The sequence below is a fragment of the Alkalibacillus sp. S2W genome (genome assembly GCF_046764385.1).
In the GTDB taxonomy this organism is placed as follows: Bacteria; Bacillota; Bacilli; order Bacillales; family Alkalibacillaceae; genus Alkalibacillus; species Alkalibacillus almallahensis.
Genome location: NZ_CP177234.1, coordinates 1175228 through 1199182, shown reverse-complemented (window position 1 = coordinate 1199182; position 23955 = coordinate 1175228). Strand labels below are relative to the sequence as shown.

General features: G+C 37.2%; 29 protein-coding genes. 7 read left to right on the top strand and 22 right to left on the bottom strand.

Annotation, left to right across the window (positions count from 1 at the left end; translation table 11 throughout):
• Nucleotides 1–105 precede the first annotated feature (105 nt).
• The 7 genes from ACKXGF_RS06510 to ACKXGF_RS06480 form a co-directional block, all read right to left on the bottom strand.
• Nucleotides 106–2310, bottom strand: coding sequence for a penicillin-binding protein (locus ACKXGF_RS06510; protein WP_411955379.1), 2205 nt, complete (start codon nt 2308–2310; stop codon nt 106–108).
• A gap of 3 nt (nt 2311–2313) precedes the next feature.
• The gene (gene ftsL, locus ACKXGF_RS06505) at nt 2314–2694 is read right to left on the bottom strand and encodes a cell division protein FtsL (RefSeq protein ID WP_167259873.1); all 381 of its coding nucleotides are present in this window, start codon (nt 2692–2694) and stop codon (nt 2314–2316) included.
• 2 nt (nt 2695–2696) lie between these two features.
• Nucleotides 2697–3671 (bottom strand): 16S rRNA (cytosine(1402)-N(4))-methyltransferase RsmH, encoded by a 975-nt coding sequence (rsmH, locus tag ACKXGF_RS06500; protein ID WP_411955378.1) that lies wholly within the window; start codon nt 3669–3671, stop codon nt 2697–2699.
• 23 nt (nt 3672–3694) lie between these two features.
• Nucleotides 3695–4126 (bottom strand): division/cell wall cluster transcriptional repressor MraZ, encoded by a 432-nt coding sequence (mraZ, locus tag ACKXGF_RS06495; RefSeq protein ID WP_306975459.1) that lies wholly within the window; start codon nt 4124–4126, stop codon nt 3695–3697.
• 172 nt (nt 4127–4298) lie between these two features.
• Nucleotides 4299–5924, bottom strand: a complete 1626-nt coding sequence (gene bshC / locus ACKXGF_RS06490) for a bacillithiol biosynthesis cysteine-adding enzyme BshC (RefSeq protein WP_411955377.1) — start codon at nt 5922–5924, stop codon at nt 4299–4301.
• 43 nt (nt 5925–5967) lie between these two features.
• On the bottom strand, nt 5968–6339 hold the full coding sequence (locus tag ACKXGF_RS06485; protein ID WP_411955376.1) for a DUF3397 family protein: 372 nt from the start codon (nt 6337–6339) through the stop codon (nt 5968–5970).
• A gap of 3 nt (nt 6340–6342) precedes the next feature.
• Nucleotides 6343–7212 (bottom strand): ketopantoate reductase family protein, encoded by an 870-nt coding sequence (locus ACKXGF_RS06480; RefSeq protein ID WP_411955375.1) that lies wholly within the window; start codon nt 7210–7212, stop codon nt 6343–6345.
• A 146-nt stretch (nt 7213–7358) separates the two neighbouring features.
• Here ACKXGF_RS06480 and ACKXGF_RS06475 point away from each other — a divergent pair, with 146 nt between their 5' ends.
• Nucleotides 7359–7835, top strand: a complete 477-nt coding sequence (locus ACKXGF_RS06475; protein ID WP_167259861.1) for an N-acetyltransferase — start codon at nt 7359–7361, stop codon at nt 7833–7835.
• A 53-nt stretch (nt 7836–7888) separates the two neighbouring features.
• On the opposite strand, the gene ACKXGF_RS06470 is transcribed toward ACKXGF_RS06475, so the two are convergent.
• The 4 genes from ACKXGF_RS06470 to ACKXGF_RS06455 form a co-directional block, all read right to left on the bottom strand.
• Nucleotides 7889–8362: an RsfA family transcriptional regulator gene (locus ACKXGF_RS06470; protein WP_411955374.1), complete on the bottom strand. Its 474-nt coding sequence runs from the start codon at nt 8360–8362 to the stop codon at nt 7889–7891.
• 44 nt (nt 8363–8406) lie between these two features.
• Nucleotides 8407–9171 (bottom strand): enoyl-CoA hydratase/isomerase family protein, encoded by a 765-nt coding sequence (locus tag ACKXGF_RS06465; protein ID WP_411955373.1) that lies wholly within the window; start codon nt 9169–9171, stop codon nt 8407–8409.
• 82 nt (nt 9172–9253) lie between these two features.
• A complete protein-coding gene (gene rpmF / locus ACKXGF_RS06460; protein WP_411955372.1) occupies nt 9254–9427 on the bottom strand; it encodes a 50S ribosomal protein L32 in 174 nt (57 codons plus the stop codon).
• A 42-nt stretch (nt 9428–9469) separates the two neighbouring features.
• On the bottom strand, nt 9470–10030 hold the full coding sequence (locus ACKXGF_RS06455; protein ID WP_411955371.1) for a YceD family protein: 561 nt from the start codon (nt 10028–10030) through the stop codon (nt 9470–9472).
• A gap of 186 nt (nt 10031–10216) precedes the next feature.
• Between ACKXGF_RS06455 and ACKXGF_RS06450 the strand changes: the two genes are divergently transcribed.
• On the top strand, nt 10217–11428 hold the full coding sequence (locus ACKXGF_RS06450; RefSeq protein WP_167259851.1) for a nucleotidyltransferase: 1212 nt from the start codon (nt 10217–10219) through the stop codon (nt 11426–11428).
• Between the two features lie 78 nt (nt 11429–11506).
• Here the strand turns inward: ACKXGF_RS06450 and ACKXGF_RS06445 are convergent, their stop codons facing one another.
• Together ACKXGF_RS06445 and ACKXGF_RS06440 are read right to left on the bottom strand one after the other, a co-directional pair.
• Nucleotides 11507–12526 (bottom strand): SepM family pheromone-processing serine protease, encoded by a 1020-nt coding sequence (locus ACKXGF_RS06445; protein ID WP_341770907.1) that lies wholly within the window; start codon nt 12524–12526, stop codon nt 11507–11509.
• The gene (locus tag ACKXGF_RS06440; protein WP_411955563.1) at nt 12527–13315 is read right to left on the bottom strand and encodes a patatin-like phospholipase family protein; all 789 of its coding nucleotides are present in this window, start codon (nt 13313–13315) and stop codon (nt 12527–12529) included.
• A gap of 123 nt (nt 13316–13438) precedes the next feature.
• Between ACKXGF_RS06440 and ylbJ the strand changes: the two genes are divergently transcribed.
• Entirely contained in the window at nt 13439–14659 is a 1221-nt protein-coding gene (gene ylbJ / locus ACKXGF_RS06435) for a sporulation integral membrane protein YlbJ (RefSeq protein ID WP_411955370.1), read from the top strand.
• A 14-nt stretch (nt 14660–14673) separates the two neighbouring features.
• Here ylbJ and coaD read toward each other — a convergent pair whose 3' ends face one another.
• From coaD to ACKXGF_RS06420, 3 genes are read right to left on the bottom strand one after another with little or no spacing between them, the layout of a single operon-like run.
• A complete protein-coding gene (coaD, locus tag ACKXGF_RS06430) occupies nt 14674–15156 on the bottom strand; it encodes a pantetheine-phosphate adenylyltransferase (RefSeq protein WP_167259845.1) in 483 nt (160 codons plus the stop codon).
• Nucleotides 15149–15748 carry a 16S rRNA (guanine(966)-N(2))-methyltransferase RsmD gene (rsmD, locus tag ACKXGF_RS06425; protein ID WP_411955369.1) on the bottom strand — a complete coding sequence of 200 codons (600 nt, stop codon included), beginning with the start codon at nt 15746–15748 and terminating at the stop codon, nt 15149–15151. The genes coaD and rsmD overlap by 8 nt, the downstream gene beginning before the upstream one ends.
• A gap of 40 nt (nt 15749–15788) precedes the next feature.
• Complete coding sequence (locus ACKXGF_RS06420) at nt 15789–16007, bottom strand: hypothetical protein (RefSeq protein ID WP_411955368.1); 219 nt, start codon at nt 16005–16007, stop codon at nt 15789–15791.
• A gap of 151 nt (nt 16008–16158) precedes the next feature.
• On the opposite strand from ACKXGF_RS06420, the gene ACKXGF_RS06415 reads away from it, so the two are divergent.
• Entirely contained in the window at nt 16159–17229 is a 1071-nt protein-coding gene (locus tag ACKXGF_RS06415; protein WP_411953264.1) for an IS30 family transposase, read from the top strand.
• 110 nt (nt 17230–17339) lie between these two features.
• Here the strand turns inward: ACKXGF_RS06415 and ACKXGF_RS06410 are convergent, their stop codons facing one another.
• The gene (locus tag ACKXGF_RS06410; protein ID WP_411955367.1) at nt 17340–18677 is read right to left on the bottom strand and encodes a hypothetical protein; all 1338 of its coding nucleotides are present in this window, start codon (nt 18675–18677) and stop codon (nt 17340–17342) included.
• Between the two features lie 138 nt (nt 18678–18815).
• On the opposite strand from ACKXGF_RS06410, the gene ACKXGF_RS06405 reads away from it, so the two are divergent.
• Nucleotides 18816–19205 (top strand): methylthioribose kinase, encoded by a 390-nt coding sequence (locus ACKXGF_RS06405; protein ID WP_411955366.1) that lies wholly within the window; start codon nt 18816–18818, stop codon nt 19203–19205.
• Between the two features lie 303 nt (nt 19206–19508).
• On the opposite strand, the gene ACKXGF_RS06400 is transcribed toward ACKXGF_RS06405, so the two are convergent.
• The 3 genes from ACKXGF_RS06400 to ylbD are packed head-to-tail and all read right to left on the bottom strand — an operon-like array spanning nt 19509 to nt 20679.
• Nucleotides 19509–19796, bottom strand: a complete 288-nt coding sequence (locus ACKXGF_RS06400) for a YlbG family protein (protein WP_167259835.1) — start codon at nt 19794–19796, stop codon at nt 19509–19511.
• Nucleotides 19797–19816: 20 nt separating this feature from the next.
• Nucleotides 19817–20263, bottom strand: coding sequence for a YlbF family regulator (locus ACKXGF_RS06395; protein WP_167259833.1), 447 nt, complete (start codon nt 20261–20263; stop codon nt 19817–19819).
• Nucleotides 20264–20319: 56 nt separating this feature from the next.
• The gene (gene ylbD / locus ACKXGF_RS06390) at nt 20320–20679 is read right to left on the bottom strand and encodes a spore coat protein YlbD (RefSeq protein WP_411955365.1); all 360 of its coding nucleotides are present in this window, start codon (nt 20677–20679) and stop codon (nt 20320–20322) included.
• 184 nt (nt 20680–20863) lie between these two features.
• On the opposite strand from ylbD, the gene ACKXGF_RS06385 reads away from it, so the two are divergent.
• Together ACKXGF_RS06385 and ytvI are read left to right on the top strand one after the other, a co-directional pair.
• Nucleotides 20864–21241, top strand: a complete 378-nt coding sequence (locus ACKXGF_RS06385; protein WP_411955364.1) for a YugN family protein — start codon at nt 20864–20866, stop codon at nt 21239–21241.
• Nucleotides 21242–21407: 166 nt separating this feature from the next.
• The gene (gene ytvI / locus ACKXGF_RS06380) at nt 21408–22466 is read left to right on the top strand and encodes a sporulation integral membrane protein YtvI (RefSeq protein ID WP_411955363.1); all 1059 of its coding nucleotides are present in this window, start codon (nt 21408–21410) and stop codon (nt 22464–22466) included.
• Nucleotides 22467–22515: 49 nt separating this feature from the next.
• Here the strand turns inward: ytvI and ACKXGF_RS06375 are convergent, their stop codons facing one another.
• On the bottom strand, nt 22516–22971 hold the full coding sequence (locus ACKXGF_RS06375) for a DUF420 domain-containing protein (RefSeq protein ID WP_411955362.1): 456 nt from the start codon (nt 22969–22971) through the stop codon (nt 22516–22518).
• A gap of 6 nt (nt 22972–22977) precedes the next feature.
• Entirely contained in the window at nt 22978–23895 is a 918-nt protein-coding gene (gene ctaG / locus ACKXGF_RS06370; protein WP_411955361.1) for a cytochrome c oxidase assembly factor CtaG, read from the bottom strand.
• Nucleotides 23896–23955 lie beyond the last annotated feature (60 nt).

Below are 23955 nucleotides of genomic sequence, written 5' to 3'. Positions count from 1 at the left end.
TGATAATTTAATCATTATCACGAAAAAACCCAGATGATTTCAAATGTAGAAATCATCTGGGTTCTAGAATAAACATTTCGAAAAGTATAGATTTAGTATTACGATTTAATCTTCTTCGTCGTTATCTTGATTTTCTTGATCAGCTTCTCCGCTATTATCAGATAGTTCTAATACTAATTTTTGATTAGATTCAAAGGTTGCACCTGGTTTTATATTTTGTTTCTGTACAAATCCTGTTCCTATATAATCTAACTCTAAATTATTCAATCTACCGAAGGCTAAAGCATCCCGTAAAGTCCAACCAGTCATATCAGGCATTGTTAATTCTCCATTAGTTTGAAGTAACACTCTTTGACTAGCTACAACTTCTGTATTTCCTTTAGGCCACATAGATTTGATTTGCTCACCTGATCCTATAACCTCTACAATCAAGCCCTTTTCTTCTAATGTTGCAACAGCTTCATCCGTTGATTGGCCTGTTACATCGTTAAGGCTTTGCTTCTTAGTCTGGTCAATATCCTTTTGGTCAGGCGCTACATCAAGATAATTCAAACTGTTCTCCATAACAGTGTTATAGATAAAAGACGTTGTTTCGCTACCTTGGTAACGATATTCAACATCTGGTTGTTTAACCGCTACATACATCATCAATTCAGGGTCATCTTTAGGTGCCATACCTATATAAGAAAAGACATAGTTGCCTCCACCCTTCATATATAGACCTGTTTCCGGATCAGGTATTGATGCAGTACCAGTCTTACCAAATGATGAATACTGATTAAGTTCATATGCACCAGCCGTACCTTCTTCTGCTGTCACAACCCGACCTAATAAGTCTTTCATTTGTTCCGTTGTGTCTTCACTAATCGGTTGACCTACAACTTCACGTTCAGTTTCCTTAACCTTATCTCCAGTTTCCGAATCTGTGATATGAGAAACAACATAAGGTTTCACCATTTTTCCACCATTAGCAAATGAAGTGGCAGCCTTCATAATTTGCATTGGCGTGAAAGTTGAACCTTGACCATAAGCGGTTGTGATTTGTTCCCAAGGACCACCATATGATATGCGACCTATACGTTCACCATTAATATCAATTCCTGTCTTACGATCGAAGTGAAACGCTTCTAGATAATCCATAAAAGTGTCGGGACCCATATAATTCCATAATAGTTCAGCCATAGCAACGTTAGAGGACCTTAGAACTCCTTCGTCAAAAGTAATCGTCCCCCAACCATCTACGTCATGGTCATGTATAGATCGACCTTGTTCATTAATTTTAAATTCACCTGATTCATATGTTGCTTGTCCATTATAAACACCTGCTTCCATTGCAGATGCAACAGTGAAAATCTTCATTGTTGAACCTGGTTCAAATGGTGACGAAATCATATCATTATACCAATTTTCGATATTTTCTCGTTTATTCGGGTTAAATGTTGGTCGATTTGACATGGCTAAAACTTCGCCAGTATCAGGGTCCATAACTCCTGCCATAATTCTTTCTGGATCATATTCATTTTCAACGGTAGTCAATGCATCCTCTAAAAAGGTCTGGATTTTCTGATCAATTGTTAAATGCAAATTATTACCGTCTTCTGGTGCCTGAACATTTTTATCAGCATTTCGAATAGGGTCACCATAACTATCTTGTTGATAATTGACATAACCGTTTTGACCTGTCAATTCTTCATTATATCGTCGTTCAATACCATACACACCAGTGATTTGGTTATTATTTTCACCGCCATAACCTGTATAGCCAATCACCTGTGATGCATATAACCCATTAGGATAGTAACGATCGAGTGATTCATTGAAATAGATCCCTGGTAAATCAAGTGATTTTATTTCTTCATAAGTTTTTTCAGATAATCCTTTTCCTATTTGACCAAATTCTGTTTGATACCGATCTTCCTCTACACCATTGGAAAGGATCTGCTTAATTTCGGCTTGTTTAGCATCTAAAACAGATGCTAGTTCAGAAGCCGTACGATCAACATCTTTAACATGGAGAGGCGATGAAGAATCTCCGGTATAGGATTCATCTAAGATCGCATACATATTATAAACTGGCTGATTGTCGGCCAAAACCATGCCCGAACGATCATAAATCAAACCACGTTCTGCTGGCACAACTTCTTCCGTTTCACGCATGTTCTCTCCGTATTTAACCAAATCAACATTATGAACTTCTCCTGTCGCTTGTATGTATAGAAAGCGACCTAAAATTACGACAAATAAAAATGAAAAAATAACGACAACACCGAGTAACATGAAATTCATTTGGTTCTTCTTCAAGATGATCACACCTTATGGCATACTCGACGCTTGTTTCACTTCTGCATGGCGAATGTTCAATCCATTCTCTTCAGCAATTGTTAAGATACGATTAGGGTTACTAAGCTCTTGAACATTAGCATGTAATGAATCGTTTTGTGTTCTTACCTCAGTTAATTGAGAATCTAATTGTTCGACATCACGATTTAATGAATCAACTGAAGAAGAAAAATTCACAACAAATGTTGCCATAACTGCAATTATTAATATCCCACAAATATAAATAACTTTCTCACCTTTTGTAAACCAAGGTTTTTGAACAGGTGGTTGTTGTGGGCTGTGTTGATCATCTTGTCTTCTCGTGGGTTGAACAGGTTCTTGAACGTGATACGACCTAACTTCCTCAAGCGCCATGTTTAACTTCTCCTTTCTTCAAGTGCATATTTTTCGTCCCATTCAGTCACTTTTTCAACGATACGTAATTTAGCCGATCGAGATCGTCTGTTCTCATCCAATTCACTTTCAGAAGGAACGATTGGTTTACGTGTTATCATCTCAAACGGTGGTTGTACTTCTTCGGGTAACAACGGAATATCTTTAGGAATAGGTGGTTCTGAACTCCATTTCTTCATCGCTTGTTTGCAAATCCGATCTTCTAATGAATGAAATGTAATAACAGCTAAACGTCCACCAACAGCTAATTTTCTTGCTGCTTGATGCAATGCATCTTGAAAAACGTTTAGTTCGTCATTCACAGCAATTCGAATAGCTTGGAATATCCGTTTGCCAGGATGACCACCCTTACGTCTAGCAAAGGCTGGTATTGCTTCTTTGATGACATCAACCAATTCTAATGTTGTTTCGATTGGCTTTTCTTCTCTTTTTCGCTCAATCTGCCTAGCAATTTGTTTAGAAAATTTCTCTTCCCCATATCTAAAAAAGATGCTAACCAAACTTTCATAAGACCACTCATTAACAACTTGATAAGCTGTTAAATCTTCTGACTGGTCCATTCGCATATCTAATGGTGCATCTTTATGAAAACTAAATCCACGTTCACCTTCATCCAATTGGGGTGAAGATACGCCTAAATCGAATAAAACACCATCAACTTCAGATATTTCTAATTCATCTAAAGTTTCTGTCAATGTAACAAAATTTCGATTCATAAAGTTTGTTTGAGCTTCATAACCTTGTAGTAATGATTGGGCATATTCTAGAGCTGTTTGATCTTGATCAAAAGCTATAAAGCGTCCATCACTATTCAAGAGTTCACAAATACGTTGGGCATGACCAGCACCACCTAGCGTACAATCAACATAAATTCCATCAGGACGAACATTAAGTCCTTTAATTGTCTCTTCATTTAGTACACTATAATGATCAAACATGGGATTTGCCTCTTTTCGTCACATTAAATATCAAAATCAAGTAGATTTTCTGCAATTTCGCTAAAGGAATCTTCAGAACCTTCTACATATTCATCCCAAGAATCTTTCGCCCATAGTTCAACTCGGTTTGAAACACCAATGACAGTACATTCCTTATCCAAATTGGCATATGACCGAAGCGAGGACGGGATGTTAATTCTTCCTTGCTTATCAATTTCACATTCCACTGCGCCTGAAAAGAAAAAACGCGTGAAAGCTCGGGCATCTTTCTTCGTCAATGGAAGCTGCTTCAATTTCTCTTCTAATTGCTTCCACTCGTCCATAGGGTATGCAAATAAACACTTGTCTAATCCGCGCGTGACGACGAAAGTTTGACCAAGCCCTTCACGAAACTTGGACGGCACAATCATACGTCCTTTTGCGTCTATATTGTGTTGATATTCTCCCATGAACATAGACTTTGCCCACCTTTTCAACAAGTTTACCACATCGCTCCACTTTTCACCACCATGTATTTAAAATTTATCAAAAAAATACACGTATAGTTTAAACTATACGTGTTCAACCCTTGGTATATAGAGATTTTTAAATGTGGTAGAAAAGTGGTAGCGGGTGGTGACTCAGTGGTTACAGATAAACAAGTTGGTGATCTTGTTCCCAACGAGCTGGCAACTTGGTTAATTCTTGGGGTAATGATAACCCAAGTTCATTCAACCAATAAGTTATATTCCAAATCCGCTCTTGTAAACCACCCTCCGGTCTATAGAACAAATCTAGTGTATCAAAATGATTAACAGTTACTTGGTTTTTTTCCTTTACTGCCTGCATTAATCGTTTTTCTATATAATTGATTTGTTCTTGAATTTGATCCAGATTCGTTTGAGTTAGATCGTGTAAATCAGAGCTAATCGATGCCGCTAAATCTTGTAGTGGCTTATGATCCTGGGTGAATTGTTTCTTCACTTCATTCACTGTTTCGTCAATAGGCGACTGCGTTTGACGTTTTAACCAATCCATCTTGTCTTGGTAAGTTCCATAATTAATCAAATCCGTCGCGTCTATTTGATAGTCATTTAACAATGTTTGGTGATTCCGTTTCATTAAAGTTAAAGATAAACGTGGCGTTACAATTGGCAACTGCAAGTCTAGAGTTACAAAAGCATCTTTTAAAGCTGCCCAATAAGCAATTTCACCCGGACCTCCGACAAAGGATAACACAGGAAATACACATTCTTGCATTAGAGGTCGGGTGACCACATTATTGCTGAATTTCTCAGGAGACGCTTCGATTGTATCTTTGAGAGATTCTTTGGTGAAACGAGCCTCTCCGCCTTTCGTCACGAAATCTCCTGAATCATCAACTTCTAACAATAAACGTTCACCTTCATGATGATAGAATAAATGTGCATCAGTTGCCGTTACATCTAAAGAAACGTGATAATCATCTTTTGATAATTCTTGCAAACGATTAACAACAGAAGTCGCGATTTCTTGTTGATGATCGACAATTTTAATGAAATAATCTTTTTCCATTCGGCGCAAATCATCATCTGCTGCATCAACCAAGACTAGCCCTTCTTCTTGGAATAACTGTTGAATAAAACAGGCAAAAAAGTCTACATAGGTATCACTTGCTAATAAAGCTTGCGTCACTAAATCATAAACTGCTTTCGTATGCTCGGTTTCTTGGAATGATGCAAAGACACGATCTACAAACGCTTGCGTATCTTTTGGTAATTCGCGTTTTGAAAGTGGTAATTTCACATCAAACGGAGTCTGGTCATTAATTCTTGTTTTATGTAACTCATTCTCATCAAGCGTATAGACATGATCGACTTCTAAAAAATCATGGTCTTCTCCAGCCATCCAAAAAACAGGAATAACAGGCTGTTTTAAATAATCTTGTTGTTCTTTAGCTTGAATGATTATTGATACAATCTTGTGAATGGTATATAAAGGACCTGTTAACAACCCTGTTTGTTGACCACCAATCACAACAGAAGCATTAGGATCTAATAAGGTATCAATTTGTTTTTCTACTTGATCCGACATCCCCCATTTTCGATTCTGCACCTTTAATATATCGACTAAATTCTCACGTTGATACTTTTGTTTTGTTATATAGTCTAGACGACGTTTGAAGTTATTAATTTGAAATGGATCATAGTAAAAATGCTGATAAATTGATTCTTTTCTGTCTCGATACTCTTGCATTAATTTGGATTGATCTAATTTTATTGATTGTACGTCCATCATGATACCTTCCTTTAATTACACATCTATATTTTCGATTCAATTACAAATTCATTAAGATAGCTACAGGCACTAACAAAAGATAAGCTACTGATAACATAACAAAACTTAAGCGCCAAACAAAACGAACCGCTCGAATAATTATTATTTCTTCTTCTCGCCGCCATTGAATGGTTAAGACAATAGCAAAAAAAATGATATAAGCTAATAGCGTTTCCCCGAAAGGAACGATATCAAATATGTAATCTAATAAAGCAATATCAGCAAAAAGAAATAACACAGTAGAATAATCGGCAGCTCGTTTTGTCGACCGCGACGCTTGTCCAGTCCATTTCCTAAACACCCAAAATAGAATAAAAAAGGTTAAAAATGGAACAGTGGACAACACTGCAATAATCGTTCCAAAATACGCCACCACTTACACCTCACTTAAACATTCTTTCACCTTTATCATTTGATATATTAATTCATGAGTCGGGCATTGTTCAGAAGCTAACTGAACAAGGTAACCATTCATATAATCTATTTCTGTTTGTCTTCCACGTTTAATATCCGCTAACATCGAAGACGTATTTTCACTTGTGTTACGGCATACCGATTCAACCCGACCCCAAATAACCTCATCGTCTAAATCTAATACCTCCGTTGCTTCTAATACCAATCGATGTGCTAATCGTCGTAAACGATCTACTTTTAATATTGTTCCATTTTTAACACCGTAAATAGCAGTTAATGGGTTTATAACGCTATTGATAACAAGTTTTTCTTCTATTGTTTTTTGTAATGAATCCTCTATAATAATAGGGAAATGATCATGTTGAAGGTGATTTAAACTAAACGTTTCTGTATGATTAAGAGGAGCCAGTCGTATAAGTCCTTTCCCTGTATGTAAAACATGGTGATCATTTTCACGCTTAACACCATGCTCGCAGACACCGATAAACTTTTGCAAGCCCGTTAAAGCGTTAATCTTTTCAACATGTCCGAGACCATTCTGTAAAAACACAACATGATTAATTTTAACGTTCGCTTGATCAATCCGTTCTAGAACATTATCTAAATCTGTTTGTTTCGTACACACAAATAGCCAATCATGCGATTGTAGTGCTTGAGTCATTCGAACATTCGGGTAAACTGGAGTTTGATTATCTTTCTGTATGCCTTCACGATCCAGCGTAATCTTCTGGTCCTCTCGCTTCACATAACAAGTGACCGAATAACCCATTTGACTTAATTCATGTGCGACAAATAAACCCAATGCACCAATACCAATTACACCAACTGACATCACCATTCACCTATCCCTATCGTACCTTTACTTCTTATTTTAGCAAAAAATATCATGATTAGGGATGGAATTTCTGAGGACAATCGTTTTCATTAACGTGCGATTGTACTATAATAAGTATCAGAAAACGTAAGGAGGTCCGAACCATGCCAACGAAAGTAGAACCCTTATTAATAAATTTTAGAACTCTAGAAGAATTTAAAAAATTCAAAGCATACGGTATTCAAGAATTATCGATGTTAGAAGACTTAGAAAACAACATGATTGAAAACAATAGCGAATCACCATTTTACGGTATATATTATGGTGATGAACTTGTTGCTCGTATGAGCTTGTATCGTGTTGATGCCAAATATGACTATTACTTCGAGCCACAGCAAGACTTCTTACAGCTATGGAAATTGGAAGTCTTAAACAGCTTCAGAAATCGTGGGTTTGGTAAACAGTTAGTAGACTTTGCCAAAAGTTTTAATTTACCTATTAAAACTAACGCACGTATTAATTCTCATGGTTTCTGGGAAAAACAAGGTTTTCAACCCGCTACTTATGAATTACAACGTGATTTCGGCGAAAATCCTTTTATTTGGTTACCTGAAGGTGTCAGCGAAAAAGGTAGTGAATAATATAAAAGCACCTCATCCCTTCTTCATATTGGGATGAGGTGCTTTTACTTTAATCAATCTGTTTTATAACCATTTACAAATGGCCGTGTTAAATGATGAATTTGTGACAAACATGTGTGGTAAGCTTCCAATTGCTCTTGTAAATTTTCAACTTTATCTGGTTGTTCAAACTCACCATACTCTTCTTTCAAGCGTTTGAGTTGAGCAATCAAATCATCAAATCGTTCGCTTTCTTGTTTGGGCATCTCTTCTTCAAAAGTTTGTAATCGTTGTCTTCCCAATTGTTTTCGATCTTTTTTAGCCAGTTCAATCGCCTGATCATAATGCTTTCTTAAATTAGCATTCCAACGAAAGCCACAAGCTTGAGCAGTTCGATTGAGCTTTTCCCCTACTGACTGAAATGCTTTCATTTGGGTTTTTCCTTCTCTTATGTAGCGAATAACCGTTTCAGCCAATAATAGATCTTCATCTTTAGTCCATGCATCTTGTCTTGTCGTCACGTCTATCCCTCCTTTACTAGCAATCATTACTAGTAAGGTATGCATCTAGAAGATTAGATAGACTAGTGAATTTATTTTCGATTAAAAAATTGAGCAACGGCTTGATGATGTGCTTCGCTAACCCACAAATAACTACAAGATTTTACTTCATCGTCCATACGAGTTTTTAACATTTGTAAATCAAATTGTTGCAGCCATTGTTGCTTCCAATGTTTTAATTGTTCGATGTCACGATTAAGAAACGGCGTTATAAGCTCACTATCCCAAATATCATCATGATATGAAAATACCCCTTGAGCAAAGCGATTGGCAATTAACTGATCAGCCTCACGAACATCGGCCGTCACTAACCAATAATAAGCATCTTGTTTATGGATTCGCTCATATAGTAAAGTGCCACCACCCCAACCAGTTGAAATACCAAGTTGACCTTGTGTGAATCCATAATTGCTTCCCGATTGAACAAAGCGAAAATCACAAGCACTCGCAAGTTCCATGCCGCCACCTCGTGCTAGTCCATTCATCCAAGCAACTGTTGGGACAGATAGTGTTGTTAACTTCCATAGAACGGATTTCATCGGCTCTAACATGGTAAGCGCTTCTGGTTGCGTTAGATCACCATGAAATTCAGATAAATCACCACCCGCACAAAAAGCTTCTCCTGCACCTTTAATAATCACAAGTTTTGTATGTGGATCATTATGTAATTGATCAATAGCTTGTTGTAATTGTTGGATTATTTGTGCTGATAAAGCATTGCGCTTTTCCGGTCGATTTAAAGTGATTGTTGTCACATTAAAGGATTCATTGTAATCCACATTGATTAAATTTTCCATTATATTCACCTACATGATGAGATTAGTTAATAAAAAAGATGCCTCTTGTTGAGACATCTTGATTAGTTAATGGGTTGTTGATTTATTTCTCAACAACCTCTTTTCCGTTGTAATGACCACATCCTGCACATACGTGGTGAGGTTTTGCATATTCACCACAATTTTGGCATTCTACCATACCTGGTAAATGTAGTTTTTTGTGCGTACGACGTTGGCGTTTTACTTTACTTGATGTTTTGCGCTTAGGTACTGCCATGTTCTACACCTCCTTAATCAGTCCGTTTTAGGATCGATTGAATTATTCATCATCTTCAAAATATTGTTTTAGGGATGAGAGTCTAGGATCTACTTTCTTTTGTTGTTCTGATTCTTTCTCTTGCTCGAATTTCTTTTGCTGCATCGCTTCTTTTTCTAGATATTCATCTTCACCTAGAACAGTAAATCCTTCTTGCTCATCAACAACATCCTCGATTTTAGTACCTTCACTAAAAACGCGAATGGGAACTTCCAATAAAATATTTTCCTTGATATAAGGCGTTAAGTCAAGGACTTCACGGTCAACGAAAAAGATTTCATCATCTTTTGAGGCTTTATATTCCACCTGAGTGAATTGTTCATATGCTTCAACCGTAAAAGGATAAGGCACATCAACTAATGTCCTTGCACATGGCAAGATCATTTCACCAGTAATGTTTATTCGGAACGTAAAAATACCTTGATTTAGTGTAGCTTCAACCGAAACATCAACTGATCCAATCCGGCGAATATCATTATCGAAATCCTCTAACTCACTAACATCAACCGTTTCCGTAATTGTGTACGGCGTATGTGCCGCAATTTTTTGTAATGCAATATTCATTATAATCACCTCAAGGCAACAAGAGTTATTTTAAAAGGTATTCAGCCTTTTGTCAATATTTTTTCTTAACACCATCTTAAATCATACATTTTTATATAATTTATATTCATCATACCATATCGCCCTTGTTTTTTGAGCGATTTATTTCTACGATAGACTTAATGATAATAAAAAGGATGAGTCTAAATGAAAGCATGTGGCCTGATCGTTGAATATAACCCATTTCATAACGGACATTTATATCATCAGGAAGCTTCTCGCACGAAAACAAATGCAGAAATTACCGTAGCAGTCATGAGTAGTTCTTTCTTACAACGTGGAGAACCAGGCATTATTGATAAATTCTCTCGTACCCAAGCAGCCCTTAAGCACGGTGTTGATGTTGTAGTCGAACTCCCGTTTATCTATGCCGTTCAATATGCTGACCTTTTTGCTCACGGAGCTGTCTCGATTTTAAATGCATTAGGTGTCGATTATCTTTGCTTCGGAAGTGAATCTGGAGATATTACGGAATTCACCGAGAATTACGATTATTTTAATGAACACGAAGACCTGTTCAATGAAATACGACAAAACCATTTGAATGAAGGCCAATCTTTTCCTCAAGCTAGCACCAAAGCCTATGAAGCAATTGGTTTACGCGATGGAAAACTTGATTTAGGTCAACCGAATAACATTCTTGGATTTAGCTATGTAAAAGCAATCCGTCATCTGAATAGTTATATTCAACCCGAAACCATCACTCGTACTAAAAGTCATTATCACGACGAGACCATCGATTATTCCATCGCTTCAGCAACAAGTATTCGTAAAGACTTGTTTAATGAAGGAGAATTATCCGATTTATCAAAAAAGGCATTACCTGACGAGACCATCAACCAATTGATTACCTATCAGCAGACAAGTGGATTATGGCATGAATGGGAACTATATTTTCCACACCTTCAATTACTTGTTCAAACGCATTCTCATGAGCAGTTACGTCATATTCACGGTATGATTGAAGGATTGGAATATCGTCTTAAACAAACAGTTAACCAAGCAAATAATTTTCAAGATTGGATGGAACGATTAAAAACGAAACGTTATACATGGACACGTCTTCAAAGAATGTTTGTCCACTTATTAACAAACACAACTAAAACAGAAGTTGATCAATACAAAGAAAGAAAAGAACCACCTTATATACGTTTACTTGGTATGAGTTCAATGGGTCGCGAATGGATTAATTTACGCAAAAAATCATTAGATGTTCCACTCATATCAAACCTTCAGCAATTAAACGATCCACTCTTAAACATAGAAGAACGTGCAACTGATGCCTATTATAGTCCTATACCCCCTCATAAAAGATATTCATTAAAGCGGCAAGAAATTAAAGGGCCGATTATCACTTAAGTGATGATTACTAATATAAGATAAAACTCTAACGATCCTCCATGAACGTTAGAGTTTTATTAATAACTTATTTTTTACTTATTCCATAGATTCTAAATAATCAACAGCGTCTTGGAAATTGTCTACCGGCACAACGTCAAACGACGCATCTATTTCTTCTGCAGTCTTTTGCGCTACTTCATAATTTGACCCTTCACTTCCATTTTCATTAGGTGCAAAGAACAAATCAGCATTATCTTTCTCTGCGGCAACAACTTTCTTATCAATACCACCAATCGATCCTACTTGACCATTATAATCTATAGTACCTGTACCAACGATATTTAATCCGTTAGTCAAATTTTCATCCGTCAATTGATCATAAACTTCTAAAGCAAACATTAACCCGGCGCTTGGTCCTCCGATTTGACCACTTTCATACTCAACTTCTGGTTCAACAGACACATCACGGTCGGTCACTAGCGAAACACCCATTCCTGGTCGATCAGGATCTTGAGGTAACGGCGCCAGTTCTACACTCACGTTCAATTCCTCTTCATCTCTTAAAAGTGTTACATCTATGGTATCTCCCATACCAAATGAGGATGTTCGTTCAATTATATCATTTGTTGATTCAATTTCTTGACCATTAATAGCGATAATTTCATCACCTGGTTCAATCACATCATTTGCTGGCATATCAGGTAAAACTCCTGCTACAAATGTGCCATTATAATTGATTGTGATATCAGCATCGGCCGCTTCATAAGCAACGACTGTTGCGGCTTCTTGTGAACTCTCCATATAATGTAATTGAGTTTCCATATATTCTTCTTGACTAATACCTTCTGGTCGCACCTCTTCAAGATCAACAATGTCATAATGATCTTGTAACATAGCCCACCCATAATAAATAGGTGTGGCTTGACCACCACGAACTGTCACTAAATTAAATTGCCCTTCACTTCTTTCTGTTCCTTCGATTTCAACAACATCCGTCAATGATGTCGTATCTCCTGGTTGGTATATATAATAATCCAGCTTATAAAACGAAAGAAACGCAGCTACTGCAATAGTTAAGACTAAGATTACTAAATGTTTTCTGTTAAATCCCATCATTTATTGGTTCCAACCTTTCATCAGCGTTTGAATTTCTGCTATCCGTCTTTCCGCTTCTTCTTCTCCTTTTTGTAAGATTTCTGCAGTGTTTGAATAATTTCGCGAGCTAAACTGATAAACTTCTGGTCGCATGACAATATCTGCATCGATCATCATATGATCCGTAATATCATCTTGCATTATATCAATACTTTGCATGATGACATCATAAATTGATTGAATGTCTCCATTTGCTTCAAATTTAGAGCAATCCACAGCTATGACAATATCTGCCCCCATATCACGAACAACTGATATAGGAACACGGTCAATAACTCCACCATCAACAAGAAACTGATCATTTATCTTTTCTGGCACAAAAACTCCTGGAATGGAAATACTCGCGCGTACAGCAGATGCAGCATCCCCGTCGCGAAAAACCACTTTGTCTCCCGTGTATAAATCTGTTGCGACGATTGACATCGGAATCGTAAACTCTTCTATAGTTTTTTTATATGTAAATAGTCGAATATACGATTTGATTCTTTCACCTTGTAATAACCCCATTCTTGGTACTGAAACGTCCATGAAGTATTTGCGTTTAAATGTTAAAGCCAATTTATATAAATCATCGACATTTTGTCCGGCTGCATAAAAAGCTCCTACTAAGGCACCCATACTACTTCCAGCAATATAATCAATCGGAATTTTATGCTCTCTCAATTTCTTTATGACACCGAGATGAGAGAACCCTCTCGCCCCGCCAGAACCTAATGCTAAACCAATCGTTGGTCGTGTCATTCTTAACACCTCTTCTATACAATGAGCCCCTAGCATATATATAGACAAGTCACAGTTACAAGTGCTCTATTAATGCATATTTTACTACGCTCCAACTTATTCGTACAGTTAGAATGCAAGGAGGCAACAAACTTGTTCAAATTTGCCACATTCTATTATGCCTTGATTGTCTTATTCTTTGCAATTGCTATGATTCTTTTTCCTGATCAAACATACGAAGCTTCCATTCGAGGACTTACGTTATGGACTGAAATTGTGTTCCCATCATTACTTCCTTTTTTTATCATAGCAGAATTATTACTTGCCTTTGGTGTCGTTAGGCTGATTGGAATATTATTAGAACCACTCATGCGCCCTCTGTTTAACTTACCTGGTGCTGGTGGTGTTGCTATTGCGATGGGACTTGTAAGTGGTTATCCATCCGGTGCCAAAATTGCGACGCGTTTATATGAAGAAAAAGCCATATCGACTATAGAAGCAGAAAGATTAATTGCTTTTACGAATGCTTCCAACCCTTTATTTATCTTTGGCGCAGTTGCAGTAGGATTCTTTCATAATCCTACGTTAGGATGGCTTATTGCGATTAGTCATTACGGGGCTAGTCTATTAGTTGGTGTATGCATGCGTTTTTATCTTCGTCATTCGGACACTAAAAGTGAGAAATCCAATCAACAGTCATCATCGACGCTTGGAGAAAAAATCAAACACATGTTATCCACCCCACAACCACAGCAACAAAAACCACTCGGCCAACATCTTGGAGATGCTGTCTATTCTTCAGTCAAAACGTTGGTCATGATCGGTGGATTTATTATACTTTTTTCCGTCATTAATAAATTGTTATTTTTATCTGGTGTTTCTGAATGGCTAAGTTCTATTTTAGAAAAAGGGCTTGAATTTATTTCTCAACCTGGAGAATTAGCACTTCCCATCATTAGTGGACTATTTGAAATTACTTTAGGGGCACAAATGGTTGCACAAACGGACGAAGCCACTTTATTTGTACAAGTCATCTTTGTTAGTTTATTACTAGCTTTCAATGGACTATCCATTCATTCACAAGTCGCCAGTATCATTGCCAACACTGAGATTCGTTACAAACCCTACCTGATTGGACGTCTATTACATATGGTATGGGCGGTTATACTTGTGCTACTCTTATACCAACCTATTTATTTAGATCGTCAAACATCTAATCCGCAAGACGTTCCGGTCGACACGTCTAAAACAGCTAACCATTGGGTTATTAACCTCTTGAATGATATCCAAACATTTGGCCCCTTAGTTACTAGTTTAGCTATATTGGTGACAGTCTGGTTGATGATAAAAAATATGACCCAACGTACTACATGACGTTGGGTCATTGATTAAGCTTTGTATTTTTCGATCAAAGCTTTTTCAACAGGTTCTGGTACAAGTTCTGATACGTCAGAATGGTATCGAGCGGCTTCTTTCACCATACTTGAGCTTAAAAATGAATATTTGTTATTGGTCATCATAAATAACGTCTCTACTTCCTCATTTAAATGACGGTTCATTGAAGTTATTTGCATTTCATATTCAAAATCACTGACCGCACGTAACCCTCTTAGAATAGCTGTTGCATCCTTTTCATCAGCGTAATCTACTAATAATCCATGACTAACATCAACCGAGACATTGCTCAGATCTTTGGTCGCTTCACGAATCAATTGAAGTCGCTCCTCTATTGAGAATAAAGGTGATTTTGATTGATTATTAAAGACAGCTACGATCACATGATCAAACACTTCAGAACCTCTTCTAATAATGTCTAAATGACCGTTAGTAATGGGGTCAAAACTTCCTGGGCAAATGGCTGTTTTATACATTAGTATCCTCCTGTTTCTCATAACGATAAACCGTAACGGCGATTGTATTGCTATATTTATCGTAATGTTCTTTTTCAAATAAAGCTTGGCTTTCTGGTAATGTATCATTTGGATCATGTTCACAAATAATCATGGCATCAACATTTAACACTTTATGATCTATAAGCGCTTCGAATAATTTCTCAAATGACACTTTCCCATAAGGGGGATCAAGAAAAACATAATCAAACTGTCTGTCTTGTTTACCGGCTGCTTTTATTGCACGAAATGCATCCTGGCGAAACACATCATAATTCTGTTCAACTTTAAGAGTCTTTAAATTGTTGTGAATCGTTTTTACAGCTGCACTCTGAGCATCAACAAACACGACATGTTCAGCGCCTCTACTTAATGCCTCAATCCCTAAGCCACCGCTTCCTGCAAACAAGTCTAAAACTTGTCCACCATCAAAAAAAGGACCAATTCGATGAAATAAAGATTCTTTGACTTTATCAGTAGTAGGTCGTGTACTCATTCCCGGTACCGCTTTCAAATTTCTTCCTTTATATTTTCCTGATATGACTCGCATGGCCTCACCAACTTTTTTGTTCATCTCAGTAATATCTTTATAGAAGTATAGCGAAATGTCAATGTTACAACAGAAATTTGCTTAAAAATGTATAGCTTTTCTTGAAATGGCCATACTGATAACAAGAGCGGTATTGAGGAATCCGTTCTAGATTCGGAGAAGTCTTATCATTCCCCATAAGACCTTCTTCCGGTTTCTCCTCTCCCTTTTTGTGCTCTTTGTTAACGCAAAGAGATTGTGGCTCTTTTTCAAATACTTGAAAAAGAGCCGTTTTTTTATTCAAGTCGAATCTCTTCGCTATTCTCTTCATATGTTCGATTAAATATTTCGGTGGATTTTATAATGAACTTAGCCACTTAAGTCATAAAAAACGCCATGTGAATTTCATGTTATATTGAAGTTAACCACAACACTCAATAAAGGAATGAAATCACATGACGCCATTTAATGATAACATGCCCCGCACTAAGGGCAAACACTTAAGCGCGGATGAACGGTCAAAAATCCAAGTGTTAAAGCAGGAAGGCTATTCTCACCGTCAAATCGCCAAAGTATTAGGCTGTGCGCCGCAAACAATCAATAATGAGATTAAACGGGGTTCGGTGACGCAAGCAAGAGAACAGAAACAAAATGGCAAAACATACCGCTATACGCATCCCGTTTATTTCCCAGATGTCGGCCAACGTCAGTACGAAGAAAATCGGTTAAACTGCGGGCGTATACCGAAATGGGTTGGTATCCCTACATTCATAGAATGGGCGGATACCAAGATGCTTCAGGACGGATGGTCTCCAGACGCTGTCGTCGGTTATTTGAAAGTCCATTTTCCGTATGCCCAAGCCTTACTACCGTGCACTACCACACTCTATCATTGGATCAACATCGGCATTATGCGGACGAAGAATATTGACCTGCTTGAGAAAGTCAGTCGCGCACCTAGAAAGACCGGGCGGCACGGTAAAGAAAATAAGCGCAAGTTAGGTACTTCCATTGAAGAGCGGCCGAAACATATTGAAGACAGAGCAGAGTTCGGACACTGGGAAATTGATACGGTACTGGGCGTTAAAGGTGAAGATGATGAGGTATTACTCACCTTGGCCGAGCGTAAAACACGGTTTGAATGCGTTATTAAAGTCGACCGAAAGGATGCATCATCGATTTCAAAAGCCGTTCAGTCACTGGCCGAGCGAACCGGCACAGACATGCGCGCCATGTTTAAAACCATCACGTCAGATAACGGGTCGGAGTTCAGCACGTTAGAAACGGATTTAAAAGAAACGACCCAAGTCTATTTTAGTCATCCCTATGCATCTTATGAACGCGGCACCAGCGAAAATCAGCACAAATTGATTCGACGGTTTATACCGAAAAGTCACCCCATCAGTCAAGTGAGTCAGCAACAAACCTTACGCGTACAAACGTGGATGAATACCTATCCGCGGAAACAGCTCAATTATCGCACGCCACAGGAAGCACTCATGACAGAGGTCAAGGCAATAGCTTAGATAGTTGTGACATTTCGCTCCCCCCTAGGGGGGAGAGCGTCAACTCTCTTCATCTATTCACAATCTCCCCATAGCAGGGGCTGGCCCAGTGGCTAACTTGTACTTGAAATTTAGGGATTAAATATTTCACTTAGTAAACTTATACTGACATAAAATGAGTCTTCTGTTTCAAACCAATCTGATTGATCAACTTGAAAACGTGTATGATCAATCATGTAAACAGAGCGATTCGAATAAAAGCGGTATTCTTTTTCATCAGACTCCACGAACCACTCATTTCGTTGATCAATAGAGAAACCATAAAGATCAAAAGCAGTGATAAAATCATTCATCTTCATATAGACTTGTTCATTTTTCCGCTTCAAATCATAGTCAACTTGCTCACCATTGATATACAACGACCTTGTTTCATCACCAAACAACGAAACAAAAGACTCACTTGAATCATTTAACTCGAAAAATTGCGTCTGATACCCTAATAAACCTGATAACAATTGATCTAGGAGTTGAATAAGCGAACCTTGATTCATATCTAAACTCATAAGTCGCTGAAATAGCTTACTCTGTTCTTCATTAGTTAATGTTTCTGTTAAAGCATTAACAAGTGGCTGATCAACGTCTTGTTGATAAAATAAATTTGTTAATGTTTGAATAACTTTCTGGTCTCGCTCAACATCAGTTGACACAGATTGCAAATAACTTTCAAACATTTTTTCAGTAGAATTATTTAAGTCACTTACAATAACTAAATGATCTGTAATCACTTTTTCTAAATTAGGATTAACAATTAACAGTTGATCATGCGACTGATTAAATGTCTTTTGTAAGGTTTGTAATTTTTTCTGAGAAATAGCCTCATACGATAAGATATTTAAACGGTTCAATCGTTCTTGATAGCTCACAGGCTCTTTTAATTTGATTAACGGCGGTTCTACAGAATCTTCAAATTGCCATTCATAATAATGAATATTATTTCGCTCACTATCTAGCACAGGCGGCCTGATACTATGCCATTGCCCTTGTTTCTTCCCTGATAAGGTCATTCGGATGTTTCGCGAATTTTGATCACGTTTCTCTGGATCTAATTTTACGAGCCAATCATTTATGTAATAAACAGATGGAACAATCGTTGTTTTAGCAACTTGATATTCTAAAGTATAGGCCCCTTGTGAATTCACAATCAACTCATCATTTTCAACCTGACACTGTTTTTCTAAACAAGATATAGAATTAACCTGGCCTGGAAGACTTATTGGGATTTGCATTTGTGATAAAGAGTCCAATTGATGTTCGATCATCAATGTATCATCAGTCTCGGTTACTCTCACTGTTTCATCAATGACTAAATCTTTTTCGGGAGTAGATTCTTGGAATGACGACCAGTGATAGCCCCCTAACAAAACGCTTGTCACTGTTAAAAACACTATTATACTCATGACTGTCCGCATGTATACAATCACCTGTAGCTTTTGACTTCATCTAGCATATAACGTTCATTTTATCAAATTCGACTCAATCAGACTATGATTTCACAAAACAAAGACAACATGCTACATTAAACCTGTATCAAAAGGAGGAACAGAAAATTGACACAACATATAATAAAATTAGGTGAAGGCTATGGTGACGTTTATGAATTAATCACGTTAATTAATTCAATGCCTGACCGCGTCCAACATTTATTAGTACTACACACCACAAAAGATGATCAGGATAAGATTTCGTTTGCCGCTATTATGAAACCTACAAGTCAAGCTCACTTCTTGCCAATATACGTGTGCTTAGAAGGTATGCCTGAGCCTCAAGAAGGTCAAAGCCACGCTCGATACGAAGCATTTAATGAATCTGCAAAGCAAATCGGCATCAATCTAATAGAATTTGACGTACCACCTTCAACCAAATATCATGATGAATCTTTATTCTTTCAACAACTCATTGCCGTCTTCAGATTAAACCACTTACTTCCACCGATTTGAATAAAAAGGCTCTGTTAAAATTTATTGTTGATTTTAAATCATTTAGCAATTAGTTGTTGAATTGTGAGGAGCGAAGGTGGCGACTCCTGTGGGAACAGCACGTGTCTCGAGACCCCCAGAGGCCCACAGGATGTGGGTCACTTCGGCGTTTGTGATTGACGTCCGGCACTTAGCCGAAGTTCCTCTAGCGGCCGAGGAGGCTCGAGCCGTGCCCACGGAAAGCGTTCACCGGTAGCGGATCACAATATCAACAACGGACTTTAACAAAGGTAAACACAAAAAAGTGGGCGATTGTTAGTACAATCACCCACTTTTATAGTAACTTTCCATTTCAGCTTCAAGGTCATGCGTTTTATTCAACATCCCTTGATAAGCCGTATCTATATCTGGTTTATGAGAACGTTCAACAGATTTTACAAAAGATAATTCATTTAACTCATCCTCTATATCTTCTAAATCTTCTTGGTTCACATATAACACAGCATATTTCAGACGCTTTGACGTATAAATTAAATGACCATAACGACGTAATTTTTTAGCTTGCTTAATATGTTTAAACCAGATGATTAAACCCTGTCGCTTTGTGAACAATCAAGATTCCCCCATTTCACCTAAGAGGCTTCACAGCCGCAATCACCGCCGCTGCCACAACCGCAACTATCTCCCGTGTCTTTCAATGCAACACCATCACGTGGAGCTTTAATGTTCGGACTTACAGCACCAGCTACAATTTCTGATACATCATCTAAAAATGATTGTAATTGCGTCTCTTTTTGTTTGAATTCTGCCACAGTATCATGCATATCCAAATCACGTTTTACTTCTCGTATTTCTTTCATAATTTTGGTGTAATCTGGATGATAACGGCCAAAACGTTGCACATCTTCATAATCATCTTTCATTTGTTGAAAGTTATTCATGAGTCTTTGTGCCTCAGGGTCACCATATAATTGTTGTTTGTGTTGCTGATATATCTCATAGTCTTCCGATTGCTTAATCATTTCACCAAGCTTTTCTGCTTGTTCTAATACTTCTATAACTTCCGTGTTCGCTAACATCTACACACCTCCATACCGTCATCATAACAAATATTATTCAGAAAAACCAATATCCTTTAAAATGGAAATCGTTTTTTGTCTGGACCTTTCTTCATTTGTTTAAATTGATCTGATAAGTGTTCTATTTGAGCTAAAGCCCCCATTAATTGATTAACATTCTTTTCAACTTGATCAATATCAATTTCTGAAATCTTTTTTAAGACGTTTTGTATATAATCACTATTACTTTGACGTGTCTCTGTTTTTGTTGCACCAAACTGCTTCCAGAAGCCTTCTTCCTCCCCTTTTTCTTTCCATAAATTAAACAACGTTTGCCAAGTATATTGCCCTTGTCGAACTAAATTTATAAGCTCTGGCCTCGTTTCAACAAATTGCTTAAATTGATGCAGTTCTGGTGGTAAATGAACCGGTGACATACAGTTACCTCCTTATATCTTCTTTATGGTATATTACGACATACAACCTAATTGAGTTCATAAAGAACCACCCGATTTGATAAAATTGTTACAACTCAATGGAATTTGGGGATTAATAATTGATAAATTGTTGATTTCATAATATGATGAATTTGATAAGAAGAATTTAGAAGAGGTGACCATAATGGAAATTACAAAGTTCTCAATTGATGAGACTGTTGTTAAACAGCAACCGTTAACCCATGTTTTAGAACAAAACGGCTTCGTTCTTGCTGGTCAATGGGATTATGAACGTGCCACATATGATTTGAAAATTGAATCACCTGAAAAAAATATTACTTATTATCTAAGATTGCGTGGAATTGCAGTTGAGGGTGATGTTGACAAAGGAACTGCTTTAATTCAGCTACTACCGCCACTCCTTGGAAAGCATTATTATCCACATGGTGTAGAATACGGTGATGAAGATTTTCCTAATAACGTCATTGACCGTAGTGAACGAGTTTTAAGCAAAGTCGAAGAAGATTTACAACAGTTCAAAGAAGAACAATCACAACAATAGTAATTAAAAGGTGACCAAGTAATCTATTTGGTCACCTTTCCCTCATAAGTCTCCATTTTTTATTCAAACGGCTTTAATAATCAGAATTTTAAGTCAAATAAGCATAAATTCTACTTTACTATGTTATAATCATTCTATAAATGTATGAAAGGAGACTCTTTCCCCATTGTTTAAATATTTATCTAAAAAACAGTGGACGTTGATCTTCTTGGCTATCATAGCGATCATCGTCGGTTACTTTATTTTACCTATTTCAATTCCACTTATATTAGCTCTTTTTACAGCTCTTTTATTAAATCCTGGCGTGAGCTGGTTCATGAACCGACTAAATTTAAAACGAACGATGGCGGTTACCATTGTCTTCTTTATCTTCTTAACTGTCATTGCGACAATTGGTACATACACGGTAACGAAGACAATTGGGCAAGTTGTGAAACTAACTGAAAACGCCCCTGAATATATCGAAGAAGTCGAAGATATGTTGATCGATATGCAAGATAATATCAATACATTTACAGAGGATTGGCCTAACCAATTCGTTCAAGAAGTTGAACAAACTTCGATTCAGCATTTACAATCTTTAGAGCAACAAATCATGGATTATGTTGAAATAGATCAGGTAGCACAATTCATTCTTAATATACCCGACTTCTTAATCAGTTTTATCGTCTATCTTATTGCACTTTTCTTATTCATGTTGGATTTACCTACTCTCCGAACGAAAATGTATAATTTGATGACAGACGAAACTCAAGAAAAGTTTAAATTCATGAATAACCGACTGGCCTATGTACTACTTGGCTTCTTTAAAGCTCAATTTTTAGTCAGTTTAATTATCTTTTCCGTTACACTCGTAGCATTAATCTTTATAACGCCTGAAATTGCGCTTTTGATGTCAATTATTATTTGGGCTGTAGACCTGATACCGATTATAGGGTCTATTATAATCTTAGGCCCTTGGTCCATTTATATGTTCCTAGCTGGTGACACACTAATGGGAATTCAACTCGGAGTCTTAGCGATTGTACTGCTCGCGATTCGACGCACTATTGAACCTAAAGTGATGGGGCATCATATTGGCTTGAAACCATTACCAACGCTCATCGCTATGTATATCGGGCTACAATTAATAGGCATCCTCGGATTCTTTATCGGCCCAATTGTGGTCATCATTTTCAATTCGGCTCGTGAGGCAGGAATTATAAAATGGCGTGTGAAGATCTAAATAAAGCTCCCTTTTAAGGTAAGTCATTACCTAAAAGGGAGCTTGTTTATTAGCCACCAAAAATTGCTCGAAATAAGCTTGAACTATGGCCGCTATCATATAAAACATATAGTAATAAATAAACCATAACGCCTGTAATTGCAGTGAAAAACCAGATAACAGCAGTTACTGGACCTATTTTTCTATGCTTGCTAATACGGCGTTTAAAAGCTAAATAAAGCGTCACAATCCCAAAAACAGCACCTGTTGTCGCTAAGATAATATGAAATACTAGGAAACTCGTGTAATAAATTTGCATATCATCTGGACCGCCAAATGTCTGATTCCCGAGGAAAATGGTCCTTGAAACATATAGTATAAAGAATGTTAAGGCGGAAATCGCTGCAGCAATCATCGTTCGTTTATGAGCAGTTGCTTTACCATTCGCAATTAACACCCAACCAATCGCGACTAAAATGGCACTCAATACAATAAAAACGGTACTAATGGTTGGTAAAAACGGCATTCATTGTCATCCTCTCTCTACAGTTGCTTGTTGTTCTAAATCTTGCGGGAGCGGGTCAATTCCTCTTTGATTTTCACTTTGGAACCAGTTATAGAAAAGACGAGCTAAAATTCCGCCATATAATAATTCTTGTGAAACTTTCATGATAATACCAGCTGCTTGTTGGTCGCTAACAAGTTCCATATTTAAGAACACTTGTGGTCCACCTAGATTCATACCACTTAATACACTTGGTGGTACACAAAGTGCTAATGCTTGCATAAAGGCATCTGGCTGAGAATATGTCGCATACAACGGTGTATCTGCGAAAATAATTAATGCACATGCAGGTGTTAATAACATGCCAGCACCAAAAATATACAACAGTTTAAATAAAGGCTTGATTTCCACTCGCTTTTCTAATGGTCCAAAGATTGGCCACCACATAAACAAAGCAAAAATTAATAAGAGGAGGGTTACAGCCCAATGTACAGTGATATGTGACTTAGTAAAATCTAGAATTAACGGTATATGATAGATCGAAAATAATAAATTAAACATCACTAAAGCCATTAGCGGGCGTGTAAACAGCGATAAAACATGTCTAAGCCCAGAAGCATTAAATACCTTGCTCCACCACTCTTTTGGAATACCTTTAATGATTAAAATCGGCGTTAGCAAGTATAAGATAGCCATCTGTCCCATGTGAGCCATCAACATAATATGTGACATCAAATAAACCGGAGATCCTTTTACAAGATAGAAAATAGCTAATGCTGAATACATTGATACTTTCTGTTTTTTAGTCGGTGCTTCTGATAATCCCGCTTTATGTTTTAATGGTCCGGTAAATAAATAATACAGAATCACTAACGTAAGCGTGATTATGATTATCTCTGGATTCCATAGGGCTTGAAACCCAAAAATTTGTATTTTATCCCACATAATCTTCACCTCTGAAGTCTAGTTATCACATCATTTACCTTCAGTATACATGATAACATC